The organism is Pseudomonas frederiksbergensis, assembly GCF_000802155.2.
GTDB classification, from domain to species: Bacteria; Pseudomonadota; Gammaproteobacteria; order Pseudomonadales; family Pseudomonadaceae; genus Aquipseudomonas; species Aquipseudomonas frederiksbergensis_A.
In genome coordinates this window covers 139860-154804 of record NZ_JQGJ02000011.1, presented here as the reverse complement: position 1 = coordinate 154804, position 14945 = coordinate 139860, and the positions used below count along the sequence as shown (strand labels likewise).

The 14945-nt window shown below is 62.1% G+C and carries 16 protein-coding genes and 1 pseudogene; 10 read left to right on the top strand and 7 right to left on the bottom strand.

The features are described 5' to 3' along the window. Positions 1-53: 53 nt before the first annotated feature. The 5 genes from JZ00_RS20180 (at position 54) to ntrC (ending at position 4626) form a co-directional block, all read left to right on the top strand. Positions 54-611, top strand: a complete 558-nt coding sequence (locus JZ00_RS20180; protein WP_039592715.1) for a chorismate mutase — start codon at positions 54-56, stop codon at positions 609-611. Between the two features lie 101 nt (positions 612-712). Further along, positions 713-1231, top strand: a complete 519-nt coding sequence (locus tag JZ00_RS20175; protein ID WP_039592714.1) for a DUF4124 domain-containing protein — start codon at positions 713-715, stop codon at positions 1229-1231. Continuing rightward, a complete protein-coding gene (locus JZ00_RS20170) occupies positions 1228-1854 on the top strand; it encodes a DUF4124 domain-containing protein (RefSeq protein ID WP_039592713.1) in 627 nt (208 codons plus the stop codon). The genes JZ00_RS20175 and JZ00_RS20170 overlap by 4 nt, the downstream gene beginning before the upstream one ends. A gap of 253 nt (positions 1855-2107) precedes the next feature. Then, entirely contained in the window at positions 2108-3193 is a 1086-nt protein-coding gene (glnL, locus tag JZ00_RS20165; RefSeq protein WP_039592712.1) for a nitrogen regulation protein NR(II), read from the top strand. Next, on the top strand, positions 3190-4626 hold the full coding sequence (gene ntrC, locus JZ00_RS20160; RefSeq protein WP_039592711.1) for a nitrogen regulation protein NR(I): 1437 nt from the start codon (positions 3190-3192) through the stop codon (positions 4624-4626). Before glnL ends, ntrC begins: the two co-directional genes overlap by 4 nt. A gap of 407 nt (positions 4627-5033) precedes the next feature. Here ntrC and JZ00_RS20155 read toward each other — a convergent pair whose 3' ends face one another. Continuing rightward, positions 5034-5474: a hypothetical protein gene (locus JZ00_RS20155; RefSeq protein WP_039592710.1), complete on the bottom strand. Its 441-nt coding sequence runs from the start codon at positions 5472-5474 to the stop codon at positions 5034-5036. Here JZ00_RS20155 and trmL point away from each other — a divergent pair. Continuing rightward, positions 5473-5928, top strand: coding sequence for a tRNA (uridine(34)/cytosine(34)/5-carboxymethylaminomethyluridine(34)-2'-O)-methyltransferase TrmL (trmL, locus tag JZ00_RS20150; protein WP_039592709.1), 456 nt, complete (start codon positions 5473-5475; stop codon positions 5926-5928). The genes JZ00_RS20155 and trmL overlap by 2 nt on opposite strands. A 142-nt stretch (positions 5929-6070) precedes the next feature. Here trmL and secB read toward each other — a convergent pair whose 3' ends face one another. Genes secB through JZ00_RS20135 form a run of 3 tightly spaced genes read right to left on the bottom strand, consistent with a single transcriptional unit; the run spans position 6071 to position 7256 of the window. Beyond that, positions 6071-6550, bottom strand: coding sequence for a protein-export chaperone SecB (secB, locus tag JZ00_RS20145; protein WP_039592708.1), 480 nt, complete (start codon positions 6548-6550; stop codon positions 6071-6073). 36 nt (positions 6551-6586) lie between these two features. Then, the gene (gene grxC / locus JZ00_RS20140; protein WP_039592707.1) at positions 6587-6841 is read right to left on the bottom strand and encodes a glutaredoxin 3; all 255 of its coding nucleotides are present in this window, start codon (positions 6839-6841) and stop codon (positions 6587-6589) included. Position 6842: 1 nt separating this feature from the next. Further along, complete coding sequence (locus tag JZ00_RS20135; RefSeq protein WP_039592706.1) at positions 6843-7256, bottom strand: rhodanese-like domain-containing protein; 414 nt, start codon at positions 7254-7256, stop codon at positions 6843-6845. A gap of 152 nt (positions 7257-7408) precedes the next feature. Here JZ00_RS20135 and gpmI point away from each other — a divergent pair, with 152 nt between their 5' ends. The 4 genes and pseudogenes from gpmI (at position 7409) to JZ00_RS20110 (ending at position 12575) form a co-directional block, all read left to right on the top strand. Next, positions 7409-8938: a 2,3-bisphosphoglycerate-independent phosphoglycerate mutase gene (gpmI, locus tag JZ00_RS20130; RefSeq protein ID WP_039592705.1), complete on the top strand. Its 1530-nt coding sequence runs from the start codon at positions 7409-7411 to the stop codon at positions 8936-8938. Between the two features lie 215 nt (positions 8939-9153). Next, a pseudogene (locus tag JZ00_RS30370) lies at positions 9154-10445 on the top strand (murein hydrolase activator EnvC family protein). Positions 10446-10477: 32 nt separating this feature from the next. Further along, positions 10478-11794 carry a S41 family peptidase gene (locus JZ00_RS20115; protein ID WP_039592703.1) on the top strand — a complete coding sequence of 439 codons (1317 nt, stop codon included), beginning with the start codon at positions 10478-10480 and terminating at the stop codon, positions 11792-11794. A 1-nt stretch (position 11795) separates the two neighbouring features. After that, complete coding sequence (locus JZ00_RS20110; protein ID WP_039592702.1) at positions 11796-12575, top strand: divergent polysaccharide deacetylase family protein; 780 nt, start codon at positions 11796-11798, stop codon at positions 12573-12575. Positions 12576-12611: 36 nt separating this feature from the next. On the opposite strand, the gene JZ00_RS20105 is transcribed toward JZ00_RS20110, so the two are convergent. The 3 genes from JZ00_RS20105 to hisA form a co-directional block, all read right to left on the bottom strand. After that, on the bottom strand, positions 12612-13358 hold the full coding sequence (locus JZ00_RS20105) for a substrate-binding periplasmic protein (protein WP_039592701.1): 747 nt from the start codon (positions 13356-13358) through the stop codon (positions 12612-12614). A gap of 63 nt (positions 13359-13421) precedes the next feature. Further along, on the bottom strand, positions 13422-14192 hold the full coding sequence (gene hisF, locus JZ00_RS20100) for an imidazole glycerol phosphate synthase subunit HisF (RefSeq protein ID WP_003196830.1): 771 nt from the start codon (positions 14190-14192) through the stop codon (positions 13422-13424). A gap of 9 nt (positions 14193-14201) precedes the next feature. Continuing rightward, positions 14202-14939 (bottom strand): 1-(5-phosphoribosyl)-5-[(5-phosphoribosylamino)methylideneamino]imidazole-4-carboxamide isomerase, encoded by a 738-nt coding sequence (hisA, locus tag JZ00_RS20095; protein WP_039592700.1) that lies wholly within the window; start codon positions 14937-14939, stop codon positions 14202-14204. Positions 14940-14945: the final 6 nt, after the last annotated feature.

The following is a 14945-nucleotide window of genomic DNA, read 5'->3' as shown; positions in this document are numbered from 1 at the left end:
GGGCGCAGGATAAGTGCATGATGCCTCGTCCCCCCTACAAGACGAGATTGCCAATGACTCCCCGCTTGAAGATTTGCCTCGCCCTGTCTGCCGCACTGCTGTGTTCCACAGCCGAGGCCGGCAACGCCCCGGACGCCCTGACCCCGTTACTCAATGCCATCGGCGAACGTCTGCTGATCGCCGATCAAGTGGCACTGAGCAAATGGGACAGTGGCAAACCCGTGGAGGACCGTCCGCGCGAGCGCGAAGTGATTGCCGCCGCCGTGGCCCAAGCGCCGATCTACAAGCTGGACGGCGAAACCGTGGAAACGTTTTTCGCCGCCCAGATAGAAGCCAACAAACTGGTGCAGTACATCAACCTGTCCGACTGGGCCCTGGATGGCAAGGCACCAGACCTGCCACGGCCGGACCTGGTGGGCGAGATCCGCCCCAAGCTCGACCGCCTGCAAAAGCGCCTGCTGCAACAACTCTCCGACTTCGCCCCATACCGCGCCGACCCGCAGTGCCCGCAATGGCTGGCCCAAGCCACCCACCACAACAAGCAGCATCCAGTGCACCGGCTGGCCCTGATCCGGGCGACCGGCGGGCTGTGCATCCCCCCAAAATCCTGAGCCACCCCACCTCCCTTCGTGGGAGCAGCACAACAACTTGGGCCAACCATCCGCCCTGGCCTATGCTGCATTCATCACTTTTTATTTTCGGTCGATTTTCCATGGGTCGTGGTTTTTCAATCCTGCTCTTGTTGCTGCTGGCCCTGCCCGCCGCCGCACAGATCTACAAATACACCGACGCCGACGGTAACACCGCCTACAGCAACCAGCCCCCCGACGGCGTGCCGGCCCAGGCGGTGGAGCTGCCGCCGCTCAACAGCGTTGAAACCCAGGCTCCGACCACCCAGGAAGCGCCCCCGCTCCGGGAAAGCGACGACGCGCCGCGCAACACCTACGACCTGCTGGAATTGGTCGACATCCCCACCGAAGAGGCCCTGCGCGCCAACAATGGCACGTTCACCGTCAGCGTCCGGACACAACCGCGCCTGCAAAGCCCCCATCTGTTCAGGTTGCTGCTGGACGGCCAGCCCTACGGCCAGCCGAGCAATGTGCCACGGCTGCAATTGGTGAACATCGACCGCGGCGAGCACAGCCTGGCGGTCCAGGTCATTGACGGTGAGCGCCTCGTGCAGCAGAGCGAAACGGTCACCTTCACCGTGCAGCGGGTACACCTTCCGTGAACCGCTGGCTGCTCGCCGTCGGCCTGTTATTGAGCGCATCGCCGGGCCTGGCGCAGGTCTATACCTACATCGACGCCCAAGGCAATCGCGTCTTCACCGATCAGCCACGCCCCGGCAATGCCAAGAAGCTGCAACTCTCGCCAGGCAACAGGATGCAGGTCCCGCCCTCCGGTGCGACCTCGACAGCGCCAGCCGAGGAATCAAAACCCGAACCCCTGTTTCGTTACGAGATGCTCCGGCTGCTGATTCCCGAACCGGACGCCACGATACGCAGCACCGCCGGGGAGCTGATCGTCACCGCCACCAGCGAACCCGGCCTGCAGAAAGGCCATCGCTATCGCCTGTTGCTGGACGGCAAACCCACTGGCGCACCGGGGCCCAGCCCGGTATTCGCGCTGAAAAACGTCGATCGAGGCACCCACCGCCTGGCCGTGGAGATCCTTGATGAGCGCGACCGGATCGTCGAACGCACCGCCAACCAACCCTTCCACATGCAACGTATGTCCCTGGCGCAGAAGCGCCGCGTCAAGCCCTGCGCAGAGGCCGACTATGGGAAACGTCCCGAGTGCCCACTCGCCGACAAACCAGAGGAAGAAGAAAGCAGCATCCTGCCGTTCTTCTAATGCCCTATAAAGTGGAGCACCATATTGGTGCACCGCTGCGCACCCTACTCAAATTCCAACCCATTTTGGTTCGAAACTACCCGAAAAAGCTGGCATAACGCCACGCAAACGGGCGCATAACGCCTGATTGAGGCTATAAACGCTTCTTTTCGGAGCCTTGGTTTGGTTTTTGCATTTTCCTGGTATCAGCGCATTAATCGCGCGCGCAATTTGAGGGCTTGCCTCCGATTGCTACGCTTTAAAAGAGGTCCTGATGACCATTAGCGACGCACTACACCGCTTGCTGCTCGACAACCTCACCACCGCGACGATCCTGCTCGACGCCGAATTGCGCCTCGAGTACATGAACCCGGCGGCGGAGATGCTCCTGGCCGTCAGCGGCCAGCGCAGTCACGGGCAGTTCATCAGCGAACTGTTTACCGAATCTGCAGAAGCGCTCAACTCGCTGCGCCAGGCCGTGGAACAGGCCCACCCGTTCACCAAGCGCGAAGCGATGCTCACCGCCCTGACCGGCCAGACCCTGACCGTCGACTACGCGGTCACGCCGATCCTGAACAACCACGCCACCCTCTTGCTATTGGAAGTCCATCCCCGTGATCGCCTGCTGCGCATCACCAAGGAGGAGGCGCAGTTGTCCAAGCAGGAAACCAGCAAGATGCTGGTACGGGGCCTGGCCCATGAGATCAAAAATCCGTTGGGTGGCATTCGTGGCGCGGCGCAATTGCTCGCTCGGGAGCTGCCGGAAGAAAGCCTCAAGGACTACACCAACGTCATCATCGAGGAAGCCGACCGCCTGCGTAACCTGGTGGACCGCATGCTTGGCTCGAATAAGCTGCCGTCGCTGGCCCTTTGCAATGTCCACGAGGTTCTGGAACGCGTCAGCAGCCTGGTCGAAGCCGAAAGCCAGGGATGCATCACTTTGGTGCGCGACTATGACCCAAGCATTCCCGACGTCTTGATCGACCGTGAACAGATGATCCAGGCGGTGCTGAACATCGTGCGCAACGCCATGCAGGCCATCAGTAGCCAGAACGAGCTGCGCCTGGGCCGCATCAGCCTGCGCACCCGCGCCATGCGCCAGTTCACCATCGGCCACGTGCGCCATCGCCTGGTGACCAAGATCGAAATCATCGACAACGGCCCGGGCATCCCTACGGAGCTGCAGGAAACCATCTTCTTCCCCATGGTCAGCGGCCGCCCGGACGGTACCGGGCTGGGGCTGTCCATCACCCAGAACATCATCAGTCAGCATCAGGGCTTGATCGAATGTGAGAGCCACCCCGGCCACACCACTTTTTCGATCTTCCTGCCACTGGAACAAGGAGCCACATCGACATGAGCCGTAGTGAAACCGTGTGGATCGTCGATGACGACCGTTCTATCCGCTGGGTCCTGGAAAAAGCCTTGCAACAGGAAGGCATGACCACCCAGAGCTTCGACAGCGCCGATGGGGTGATGAGCCGCCTGGCCCGTCAGCAGCCGGACGTGATCATCTCCGACATCCGCATGCCCGGCGCCAGCGGCCTGGACCTGCTGGCGAGGATCCGCGAGCAGCATCCACGGTTGCCGGTGATCATCATGACCGCCCATTCCGACCTGGACAGCGCGGTGGCGTCCTATCAGGGCGGCGCGTTCGAATACCTGCCCAAGCCGTTCGATGTCGATGAAGCCGTTTCCCTGGTCAAGCGCGCCAACCAGCACGCCCAGGAGCAACAAGGCCTGGAAGAAGTGCCGGCCCTGGCTCGCACACCGGAAATCATCGGCGAAGCGCCGGCGATGCAGGAAGTGTTTCGCGCCATCGGCCGCCTGAGCCACTCCAACATCACCGTGTTGATCAACGGCGAGTCGGGTACCGGCAAGGAGTTGGTGGCCCACGCCCTGCACCGCCACAGCCCGCGGGCGGCGTCGCCGTTCATTGCCTTGAACATGGCGGCGATCCCAAAGGATCTGATGGAATCCGAGTTGTTCGGCCATGAAAAAGGCGCGTTTACCGGCGCGGCCAACCTGCGACGCGGACGCTTCGAACAGGCTGATGGCGGCACGCTGTTCCTCGATGAAATCGGCGACATGCCGGCTGACACCCAGACCCGCTTGCTTCGGGTACTGGCGGACGGTGAATTCTATCGAGTGGGCGGCCATACGCCGGTGAAGGTCGATGTGCGAATTATCGCCGCGACCCATCAGAACCTCGAAACCCTGGTCCACGCCGGCAAGTTCCGGGAAGACTTGTTCCACCGCCTGAACGTGATTCGCATCCACATCCCGCGCCTGGCCGACCGCCGCGAAGACATTCCGACCCTGGCCCGGCATTTCCTTGGCCGTGCTGCCCAGGAACTGGCGGTGGAGCCCAAGCTGCTCAAGAGTGAAACCGAGGAATACCTCAAGAACCTGCCATGGCCCGGCAACGTGCGGCAATTGGAGAACACCTGCCGCTGGATCACGGTAATGGCGTCGGGTCGCGAAGTGCATATCAGCGACTTGCCACCGGAGCTGTTGAGCCTGCCACAGGATTCGGCGCCAGTGACCAACTGGGAACAGGCCCTGCGCCAATGGGCCGACCAGGCGTTGGCCCGAGGTCAATCGAGTCTGCTGGACAGCGCCGTGCCGAGCTTCGAGCGGATCATGATCGAAACCGCCCTCAAGCACACCGCCGGCCGCCGCCGCGACGCCGCCGTGCTGCTGGGCTGGGGCCGCAACACCTTGACCCGCAAGATCAAGGAATTGGGGATGAAGGTTGATGGTGGGGATGATGACGACGGGGATGAGGGCTGATCAGCCCGCTCCCACAACGGATTTATGCACCGCTTCAATGCACTGCGAGCTGCAATTGCCCACTGCGATAAGCCAAAAGCCGGTGGACCCAGCTCGGAAACCAGCCCATGGAAAAAGCCAAAGCCCCGGAATACGGGGCTTTGCGCATCTACAACGATGTTTTTGTGACAAGCCATTTAAAACTGGCACGCCCCCTGCAATAGCTAGATCACTACCCAGTTTTGGGGACCTTGGTACAGGCAGGCCGGGGATTCCCCTCTTTTATACCGGGCTCATCGAGCCCACTGTTTTGGGGGCCTTGATACAGGCAGGTCAAGGTTTCCCTTCTTTACACCCAGGGCCCTGCGCCGAGCGCGAGCCCCCCCGTTTTGGGGACCTTGGTACAGGCAGGCCGGGGATTCCCTCTTTTATTGCTCCTGGAGACGGATCTCCAGCCGCCAGCGGTCATCGACCTCGCTGCCGGTCCACTCTCCTCGCAACGGACGCGCCGCCACCAACGTCAGCAACAACCCCTTGTCGCTCAACCGCACCCGCCAGTTCACGTCCTTGCCGTTGAACTTGAGCTGGCCCTTCTGCGGCCGGCCTTCGGCCTGGAAGAGCAGCGCCACGGAGCCATCGATGGTTTCCCCGTGGAGCTTGGGTTCATTGTTGAACCAGGCGACAAGCACGCCATCACCCGCCTCGATCTGTTGCAGCGCACTCGGATCAGGCGTCGTCAGGCGGCCGATCATCAATCCGACCATCATGCCGAAGATCGCCAGCGAGCCCATCACCCGAGGCATTAGCTTCGAACGTTGATCGGTTTGCGGCGTAGAATGCCGCTCATCTTTATCTGCGGAGCCGTGCATGTTTCACGTCATCCTTTTTCAACCGGAAATACCGCCCAATACCGGCAACGTCATCAGGCTGTGTGCCAACAGCGGCTGCCACCTGCATTTGATCGAACCGCTGGGCTTCGACATGGACGACAAGCGCCTGCGCCGCGCCGGCCTCGATTATCACGAGTATGCCACCTTGCAGCGACACGCCGACCTCGCCAGTTGCCTGGAAAGCCTGGGGCATCCACGTCTGTTCGCCTTCACCACCAAAGGCTCGCGACCGTTCCACGATGCCAGTTTCGTCGCCGGTGATGCATTCCTGTTCGGCCCGGAAAGCCGTGGCCTGCCGGCCGAGGTGCTGGACGCCCTGCCGGCGGAACAACGCCTGCGCCTGCCGATGCGCGAAGGCTGCCGCAGCCTGAACCTGTCCAACACCGTGGCGGTGGCGGTTTACGAGGCTTGGCGGCAGAACGGCTTCGCCTGAAGCCCTTGCTGTCAGCCAGAAACACCTGTGGGAGCCAGCTTGCTTGCGATGAGGTCGAGACGGTTCAACTGCAAAACCGCGTCATCGTTCATCGCGAGCAAGCTCGCTCCCACAGGTTCTGTATCCAGGCCTGGAGCGCCGTTTACTGGACGGTCGCGCCGCCTTCTTCCTGCATGCGCTGCAGTTCTTGGGCATACAGGGCATCGAAGTTCACCGGCGCCAGCATCAGGGCCGGGAACGAACCGCGGGTCACCAGGCTGTCCAGGGTTTCGCGGGCGTAAGGGAACAGGATGTTCGGGCAGAACGCGCCCAGGGTGTGGCTCATCGAAGCCGCATCCAGGTTCTTGATCAGGAAGATCCCGGCCTGCTGCACTTCAGCGATGAATGCCACTTCGTCACCGTTCTTCACGGTCACCGACAAGGTCAGCACCACTTCGTGGAAGTCGTCTTCCAGGGCTTTCTGGCGGGTGTTCAGGTCCAGGGCCACGCTCGGTTCCCACTGCTGGCGGAAGATCGCCGGGCTTTTCGGGGCCTCGAAGGACAAGTCGCGGACATAGATGCGCTGCAAGGAGAATTGCGGTGCGGCTTCTTCAGTGGCAGCAGTGTTCTGTTGGTCAGTCATCGCAGATCCTTCTTACTTCAGTCTATTAATAGGAATTCAGGCCTTGAGCAGCGCGTCGAGCTTGCCGGCGCGCTCCAGGGCATACAGGTCATCGCAACCGCCCACGTGGGTGTCGCCGATCCAGATCTGCGGCACGGAGGTACGCCGGGCCTTCTGGCTCATCTGCGCGCGCAATTGCGGCTTGCCATCGACCTTGATCTCTTCGAAAGCCACGCCTTTGCTCTGGAGCAGGTGCTTGGCTCGGGAGCAGTAAGGGCAGTAATCGCTGGAATAGACAACTACGTGGGACATGTCACTTCACCAGGGGCAGATTGTCGGCTTTCCAACTTGCAACGCCACCGGACAGTTTGGCGGCGGTGAAGCCGGACTTCATCAGTTCGCGGGCAAGGGTACCGGCCTGCTGGCCTTGGGCGTCGACCAGGATCAGCGTCTTGGCCTTGTGTTTTTCCAGCTCGCCCACGCGTGCGATCAGTTTGTCCTGCGGGATATTCAGCGCGCCGACAATGTGACCAGCGGCGTAATCCTTGCTCGGACGGATATCGACCACGACACCAGCGTCCTTGTTGACCAGCGCGGTCAGCTCGCCAGTGCTCAGGCTGCGTCCGCCGCCCTGCATCGTATGGGCAACCAGCAATGCCAGCAGTACGACGAAGATACCGACGAGAATGTAGTGGTTAGTGGCAAATTCAATCAGGTGAGCAACCATCGAAGGAGGTTCCAGGGCGTTAAAATGTCGGCCAGTATACACAGCGCGCAAGGCCGGCCAAACCCCGCCCGGCGGTGACGGCACCGGAACTTACCTTTAAACTGCCCGTCCCTTTTCCATCGTCTTCTTTTAACCAGCCACGAGTGGATTCCATGACTACCACGCCTAAACCTTTGGTCCTGATGATTCTGGACGGCTTCGGTCACAGTGACAGCCACGAATCCAACGCCGTATACGCGGCCAGGAAGCCCGTGCTCGATCGCCTGTGGGCCACCGTGCCGAACGGCTTGATCTCCGGCAGCGGCATGGACGTCGGCCTGCCGGACGGGCAGATGGGCAATTCCGAAGTCGGTCACATGAACCTCGGCGCGGGCCGAGTGGTGTACCAGGACTTCACCCGTGTGACCAAGTCGATCCGCGACGGCGATTTCTTCGAAAACCCGACCATCTGCGCCGCCGTGGATAAAGCCGTGGCCGCCGGCAAAGCCGTGCATTTCATGGGCCTGTTGTCCGACGGTGGCGTGCACAGCCACCAGGATCATCTGGTCGCCATGGCCGAACTGGCCGCCAAGCGCGGCGCCCAGAACATCTACCTGCATGCCTTCCTCGATGGTCGCGACACGCCGCCCAAGAGCGCCGAGTCGTCGATCAAGGTACTGGACGACACCTTCAAGGCCCTGGGCAAGGGCCGGATCGCCAGCCTGATCGGCCGCTACTTTGCGATGGACCGTGACAATCGCTGGGACCGCGTCGCCCAGGCCTACAACCTGATCGTCGACGGCAACGCCGAATTCAACGCCGCCACCGCCCAGGAAGGCCTGCAAGCCGCCTATGAGCGGGGCGAAAGCGACGAATTCGTCAAGGCCACCACCCTCGGCGAGCCGGTCAAAGTCGAAGACGGCGACGCCGTGGTGTTCATGAATTTCCGTGCCGACCGTGCCCGCGAGCTGACCCGGGTGTTCGTCGAAGATGATTTCAAGGAATTCGAGCGCGCCCGCCAGCCAAAACTGGCCGGCTTCGTGATGCTGACCCAATATGCCGCCAGCATTCCCGCGCCATCCGCCTTTGCCGCCGGCAGCCTGGAAAACGTGCTGGGCGACTACCTGGCGAAAAACGGCAAGACCCAGCTGCGCATCGCCGAGACCGAGAAGTACGCCCACGTGACGTTCTTTTTCTCCGGCGGCCGCGAAGAACCCTTCCCGGGCGAAGAACGCATCCTGATCCCCTCGCCGAAAGTCGCCACCTACGACTTGCAACCGGAGATGAGCGCGCCGGAAGTGACCGATCGCATCGTCGACGCCATTGAAAACCAGCGTTACGACGTGATCGTGGTGAACTACGCCAACGGCGACATGGTCGGCCACAGTGGTGTGTTCGAGGCGGCGGTCAAGGCCGTGGAATGCCTGGACACTTGCGTGGGTCGCATCGTCGACGCCTTGGAGAAAGTCGGCGGCGAAGCCCTGATCACGGCTGACCATGGCAACGTCGAGCAGATGTCCGATGAATCCACCGGCCAGGCCCACACCGCCCACACCACCGAGCCGGTGCCGTTCATCTATGTCGGCAAGCGCGACTTCAAGGTCCGTGAGGGCGGTGTGCTGGCTGACGTTGCGCCGACCATGCTGATGTTGCTGGGCATGGAAAAACCGGCGGAAATGACCGGGACCTCGATCCTGGTCTGATCCAGACCTACCTGTGTGGGAGCGAGCCTGCCCGCGAAAACGGTATGACAGTCAACGTCACTGTTGGATGTTATGGCCTCTTCGCGAGCAGGCTCGCTGCCACAGAGGGTTTGGGGTTTTTTCGGCCAGTTATCACACAGCCCCAAATGGGCGTTTTTTTTGCAGCGTGGGGCGGGCATACTAGGCCGTCCCTTACCCTGGTGCCGCCCGCCTCTATGCTCCGCGTCCTGATAGCCCTTGCTCTGACCTGCCTGCTTCAACCGGCCTTCGCCGACGAGCGCGCGCAAACCCAACAACAGTTGGAAGCCACGCGTCAGGACATCGCCGAGCTGAAGAAACTGCTGGGCAAGCTGCAGGAAGAGAAATCCAGCGTGCAGAAAGACCTGCGCGGTACCGAGACCGAGATGGGCAAGCTGGAGAAGCAGGTCGAGGCCCTGCAGAAAGAGCTGAAGAAAAGCGAATCCGAGCTGCAGCGGCTCGATGGGGAGAAAAAAAACTCCAGAGCGCGCGCACTGAACAGCAAAAGCTGATCGCGATCCAGGCCCGGGCGGCCTACCAGAACGGTCGCCAGGAATACCTCAAGCTGCTGCTCAACCAGCAGAACCCCGAGAAATTCGCCCGCACCCTCACTTATTACGATTACCTGAGCCAGGCACGCCTGGAACAGCTCAAGAGCTTCAACGAGACCCTGCGCCAACTGGCCAATGTCGAAAAAGACATCGAATTGCAACAAGCCCAGTTGCTGGTGCAGAAAAGCAGCCTCGACACCCAGCGCGAAGAACTGGAGAAGGTCCGCAAGGAGCGCCAGGTGGCCCTGGCCAAGCTCAATGACGACGTGAAGGCTCGCGACAGCAAACTCAAGGCCCGCGAGCAAGACCAGGCCGAATTGGCCAAAGTATTGAAGACCATCGAGGAAACCCTGGCTCGCCAGGCTCGGGAGGCGGAAGAAGCGCGCCAGAAAGCGCTGATCGCCCAGCAGGAAGCCGAAAAAAAGCGCCTGCGTGAGGCCCAGGCCGACGCGGACGCCGGCGACGCGCCGCGCAAACCGGCAAAATCGAGCCCCGGCACACTGGTTTCCAGCAACGGCGAAACCTTCGGCGGTGCTTTTGGTTCGGCCCGGGGCAAACTTCCATGGCCGGTCAATGGTCGATTACTTGCGCGCTTCGGCGAAACCCGCGGCGACGACACCCGCACCAAGTGGGACGGCGTCATGATCAGCGCCTCCGCCGGTAGCCAAGTGCACGCCGTACATGGCGGGCGCGTGGTATTTGCCGATTGGCTGCGCGGCGCCGGCCTGCTGGTGATCCTCGATCACGGCAACGGATACCTGAGCCTTTACGGCCACAACCAGACGCTGCTCAAGTCAGCGGGTGACGTGGTCAAGGCCGGCGAGTCCATCTCCACGGTCGGCAACAGTGGCGGGCAGGATACGCCAGCACTGTATTTCGCTATTCGTCAGCAGGGTCGCCCCAGTGACCCGGCCCAATGGTGTCGTGCGCAAGGATAAGCGCGCCCATCCTATTAAGGAGTTCGTTCGACATGCTGCATTTGTCCCGCCTCACCTCGCTGGCCCTGACGATCGCCCTCGTGATCGGTGCGCCCCTGGCTTTCGCCGCGCAACCCGCGCCTGCGTCGACGGCCGCTACGGCAGCCACCACCAAGGCCCCGCTGCCGCTGGATGAACTGCGCACCTTTGCCGAAGTCATGGACCGGATCAAGGCCGCGTACGTGGAACCGGTGGACGACAAGATGCTGCTGGAGAATGCCATCAAGGGCATGCTCAGCAACCTCGACCCACATTCCGCCTACCTGGGCCCTGAAGATTTTGCCGAGCTGCAGGAAAGCACCAGCGGCGAGTTCGGCGGCCTGGGCATCGAGGTCGGCAGCGAGGACGGTTTCGTCAAGGTGGTCTCGCCGATCGATGACACCCCCGCTTCCAAGGCCGGCATCCAGGCCGGTGACTTCATCGTCAAGATCAATGGCCAGCCGACCCGCGGCCAGAGCATGACCGAAGCCGTGGACAAGATGCGCGGCAAGATCGGCGAAAAAATCACCCTGACCCTGGTGCGCGACGGCGGCACGCCGTTCGACGTGACCCTCACGCGGGCCGTCATCCAGGTCAAGAGCGTGAAGAGCCAGTTGCTGGAATCGGGCTACGGCTACATCCGCATCACCCAGTTCCAGGTCAAGACCGGCGAAGAAGTCGCCAAGGCCCTGGCCAAGCTGCGCAAGGACAACGGCAAGAAACTCAACGGCCTGGTGCTGGACCTGCGCAACAACCCCGGCGGCGTGTTGCAATCGGCTGTCGAAGTGGTGGACCACTTCATCACCAAGGGCCTGATCGTCTACACCAAGGGCCGCATCGCCAATTCCGAACTGCGCTTCTCGGCCACCGGCAACGACCTGAGCGAAGCCGTGCCATTGGTCGTGCTGATCAACGGCGGCAGCGCCTCGGCCTCGGAAATCGTCGCCGGCGCCCTGCAAGACCAGAAGCGTGGCGTGGTCATGGGCACCACCAGTTTCGGCAAAGGCTCGGTGCAGACCGTGTTGCCGCTGAACAACGAGCGTGCCCTGAAAATCACCACCGCGTTGTACTTCACGCCTAACGGCCGCTCCATCCAGGCCCAGGGCATCGTCCCGGACATCGAAGTGCGCAAGGCCAAGATCACCAGCGAGGCGGACAGCGAGTACTTCAAGGAAGCCGACCTGCAAGGTCATTTGGGCAATGGCAACGGCGGCGCCGACAAACCGACCGGTTCCGGTGCCAAGGCCAAGCCAATGCCGCAGGATGACGATTATCAGTTGGCCCAGGCCTTGAGCCTGCTCAAGGGATTGAACATCACCTCCGGCCGCTGAGATGGGCCTGCGTTCGATTTTCATCCTGCTGTGCCTGTTGGCGGGTGCCGTTAACGCGGCCTCCGCCACCGCCTCCTCGCCGCGCAAGGCGTACCTGAGCCTGATCATCGACGACCTGGGGCAAAACCTGCCTCGGGATCGCCGGGTGCTGGCCCTCCCTGGCCCCGTCACCGCCGCGATCATGCCCGACACGCCCCATGCCGCCGAATTCGCTCGCGAAGCCCATCGCGCCGGCAAACTGGTCATGCTCCACATGCCCATGGACCCGGCCACCGGGCCGTTCGCCTGGCATCCGGAATTGCCCATCGAAGAATTGGGCAAACGCCTGGACGCCGCGTTTGCCGCCGTGCCCTACACCAGCGGGATCAACAACCACATGGGCAGTCGCATGACCGCCCAACCCCAGGCCATGGCGTGGTTGATGGCGAACCTGCAACAACGACACAAGTTTTTTGTCGACAGCCGCACCAGCGCCAAGACGGTTGCCGCCGCCGAGGCGCAGAGGATCGGCCTCGCCAGTGTCTCGCGGGATGTATTCCTGGACGACGAACGCACCGAAGCCGCCATCGCCCAGCAACTCCAGACCGCCATCGACCTGGCTCGCCGGCAAGGCTCGGCCGTGATGATCGGCCACCCCTACCCGCAGACCCTGGCCGTGCTCGAACGCGAACTACCCAAGCTCAAGGCACAGGGCATCGAATGGATCGACATCAAGTCGATGATCAGCCTGCGCAGCAATCGGGCGATGGTCGGGCATGGAAAGGATGGGGTTTATCGGTAGCGGCGACCGCGTCGCCGCCATCGTCGGGTGGAATGCCTACAGATACCGCGCCATGATTGCATCCACCGCACCTTCCTTGCGCAGTTCATCCAGCGCCGCTTGAAGCCGGGCAACCACGTCGTCAGGCACGTCCTTGTTCAAGGCCAGGTACAGCTCGGCACTGTGGAATCGCAGCACCGTCTTGAGATCGTCCACCCCTTCCTGACGCGCCAGGTAACGCCCGGCGGGGTCGCCGGTGGCCCAAAGGTCGATCTGGCCATTGACCAGCTTCCTGGCGTTGTCCTGATCGCGCAACACGACCATCGGCTTCAGCCCTTGCTTGGCCAACGTCTCGGCAATCGCATCGCCTTTGTAGGCACCGATCCTGTATTGGCGCGCCTGCTCCAGCGAGTCGAGGGCGATCTTGCTGTCGGCCTTGGCGAGCATGATCCAGTCGTCCGGACCGATGGGGCCGACCCATTTGAAGCGCTTTTCACGCTCCGGCAGCCGCGCCATGACGAACACGCCGTAGCCCGGATTCTCCAGGGCGAGTTTGTAGATCCGCTCCCAAGGGAAACGCAATGTCAGGCTGTAGGAGATATCGGCGCGCTTGAATATTTCGCGGACGATGTCCACGGCAATGCCATGGATATTTTCGTCCTGGGCGAAGTTCTTGCCGTTCTTGGCCATGTTGTACGGGGGGAAATTTTCCGTTAGCAACACCAGCGATGTATCAGCGGCACGGACGGTGCCCGCAAGCAACAACGTGGCACCGGCAAAGGCAAGAACGAGGCGTTTGAGCATGTCGGGCTACCGCAATCCATGGTGTGCCCAAGAGTGCCTTGGGCTCGCCATGGTGTCCAGCGATCAGCGAATGCAGATACCGCGATGCGCCATGTAGGCCTTGGCTTCCGGCACGGTGTATTCACCGAAGTGGAAGATGCTCGCCGCCAGCACCGCACTGGCATGGCCCTCGAGGATGCCATCGGCCAGATGCTGCAGGTTGCCGACGCCACCGGATGCAATCACCGGGATGCCCAGGGCATCGCTGATGGCGCGGGTGACACCGAGGTCAAAGCCGTTTTTCATGCCATCCTGGTCCATGCTGGTCAGCAGGATTTCACCGGCGCCCAGGCCTTCCATTTTCTTCGCCCACTCGACGGCGTCCAGGCCCGTGGGCTTGCGCCCACCGTGGGTGAAGATTTCCCAGCGAGGGGTTTCGCCCGGGCCGGAGACCTTCTTCGCGTCGATGGCCACGACGATGCACTGCGAGCCGAAGTGCTGGGCCGCTTCGCCGACGAATTCAGGGTTGAACACCGCTGCGGTGTTGATCGAAACCTTGTCCGCCCCGGCATTGAGCAGGTTGCGGATGTCCTGCACGGTGCGCACGCCGCCGCCCACTGTCAGTGGAATGAACACCTGGCTGGCCATGCGCTCGACGGTATGCAGCGTGGTGTCGCGGCCATCGACGCTGGCCGTGATGTCGAGGAAGGTAATTTCGTCGGCACCCTGCTCGTCGTAGCGACGAGCGATTTCCACCGGGTCGCCGGCGTCACGGATGTTCTCGAACTTGACGCCCTTGACCACCCGGCCGTTGTCCACGTCCAGGCAAGGGATGATGCGTTTGGCCAGCGCCATGGTGAGTCCTCAGCCTTTGTACGAATCGCAGAAAGCTTGCGCTTCAGCGACATCGAGGGTGCCTTCATAGATCGCACGGCCCGTGATTGCGCCGATGATGCCCGGCGCCTTGGCGTCGAGCAGCGACTTGATGTCGCCCAGGTTATGGATGCCGCCGGAGGCGATCACCGGGATCTTGGTGGCGGCAGCCAGGGCGGCGGTGAACGGCACGTTGCAGCCCTGCATCATGCCGTCCTTGGCAATGTCGGTGTAGACGATGGCAGACACGCCGTCGGCTTCGAAACGCTTGGCCAGGTCGATCACCTGCACGGTGCTGACTTCAGCCCAGCCATCGGTGGCGACAAAACCGTCCTTGGCGTCGAGGCCGACGATGACCTTGCCCGGGAAGGCGCGGCAGGCTTCGGCGACGAACTCGGGCTGTTTCACGGCCTTGGTGCCGATGATCACGTAGCTCACGCCGGCCTTGACGTAGTGTTCGATGGTTTCCAGCGAACGAATGCCGCCGCCAATCTGGATCGGCAGGTTCGGATAGCGCTTGGCGATGGCCGTGACCACTTCGCCATTGACCGGCTGCCCTTCGAAGGCACCGTTCAGGTCGACCAGATGCAGGCGACGGCAGCCGCCCTCCACCCACTTGGCGGCCATGCTCACCGGGTCATCGGAAAACACCGTGGAGTCTTCCATACGGCCCTGGCGCAGACGTACGCAAGCGCCGTCCTTGAGATCGATAGCGGGGATAATCAGCATCTGGCA

Bases quoted from the DNA above. Each gene is read 5' to 3' on its own strand.
- JZ00_RS20180 (WP_039592715.1), top strand. From the start codon at position 54: ATGACTCCCCGCTTGAAGATTTGCCTCGCCCTGTCTGCCGCACTGCTG.
- JZ00_RS20175 (WP_039592714.1), top strand. From the start codon at position 713: ATGGGTCGTGGTTTTTCAATCCTGCTCTTGTTGCTGCTGGCCCTGCCC.
- glnL (WP_039592712.1), top strand. From the start codon at position 2,108: ATGACCATTAGCGACGCACTACACCGCTTGCTGCTCGACAACCTCACC.
- ntrC (WP_039592711.1), top strand. From the start codon at position 3,190: ATGAGCCGTAGTGAAACCGTGTGGATCGTCGATGACGACCGTTCTATC.
- trmL (WP_039592709.1), top strand. From the start codon at position 5,473: ATGTTTCACGTCATCCTTTTTCAACCGGAAATACCGCCCAATACCGGC.
- JZ00_RS20155 (WP_039592710.1), bottom strand. From the start codon at position 5,474: ATGCACGGCTCCGCAGATAAAGATGAGCGGCATTCTACGCCGCAAACC.
- secB (WP_039592708.1), bottom strand. From the start codon at position 6,550: ATGACTGACCAACAGAACACTGCTGCCACTGAAGAAGCCGCACCGCAA.
- grxC (WP_039592707.1), bottom strand. From the start codon at position 6,841: ATGTCCCACGTAGTTGTCTATTCCAGCGATTACTGCCCTTACTGCTCC.
- JZ00_RS20135 (WP_039592706.1), bottom strand. From the start codon at position 7,256: ATGGTTGCTCACCTGATTGAATTTGCCACTAACCACTACATTCTCGTC.
- gpmI (WP_039592705.1), top strand. From the start codon at position 7,409: ATGACTACCACGCCTAAACCTTTGGTCCTGATGATTCTGGACGGCTTC.
- JZ00_RS20115 (WP_039592703.1), top strand. From the start codon at position 10,478: ATGCTGCATTTGTCCCGCCTCACCTCGCTGGCCCTGACGATCGCCCTC.
- JZ00_RS20110 (WP_039592702.1), top strand. From the start codon at position 11,796: ATGGGCCTGCGTTCGATTTTCATCCTGCTGTGCCTGTTGGCGGGTGCC.
- JZ00_RS20105 (WP_039592701.1), bottom strand. From the start codon at position 13,358: ATGCTCAAACGCCTCGTTCTTGCCTTTGCCGGTGCCACGTTGTTGCTT.
- hisF (WP_003196830.1), bottom strand. From the start codon at position 14,192: ATGGCGCTGGCCAAACGCATCATCCCTTGCCTGGACGTGGACAACGGC.
- hisA (WP_039592700.1), bottom strand. From the start codon at position 14,939: ATGCTGATTATCCCCGCTATCGATCTCAAGGACGGCGCTTGCGTACGT.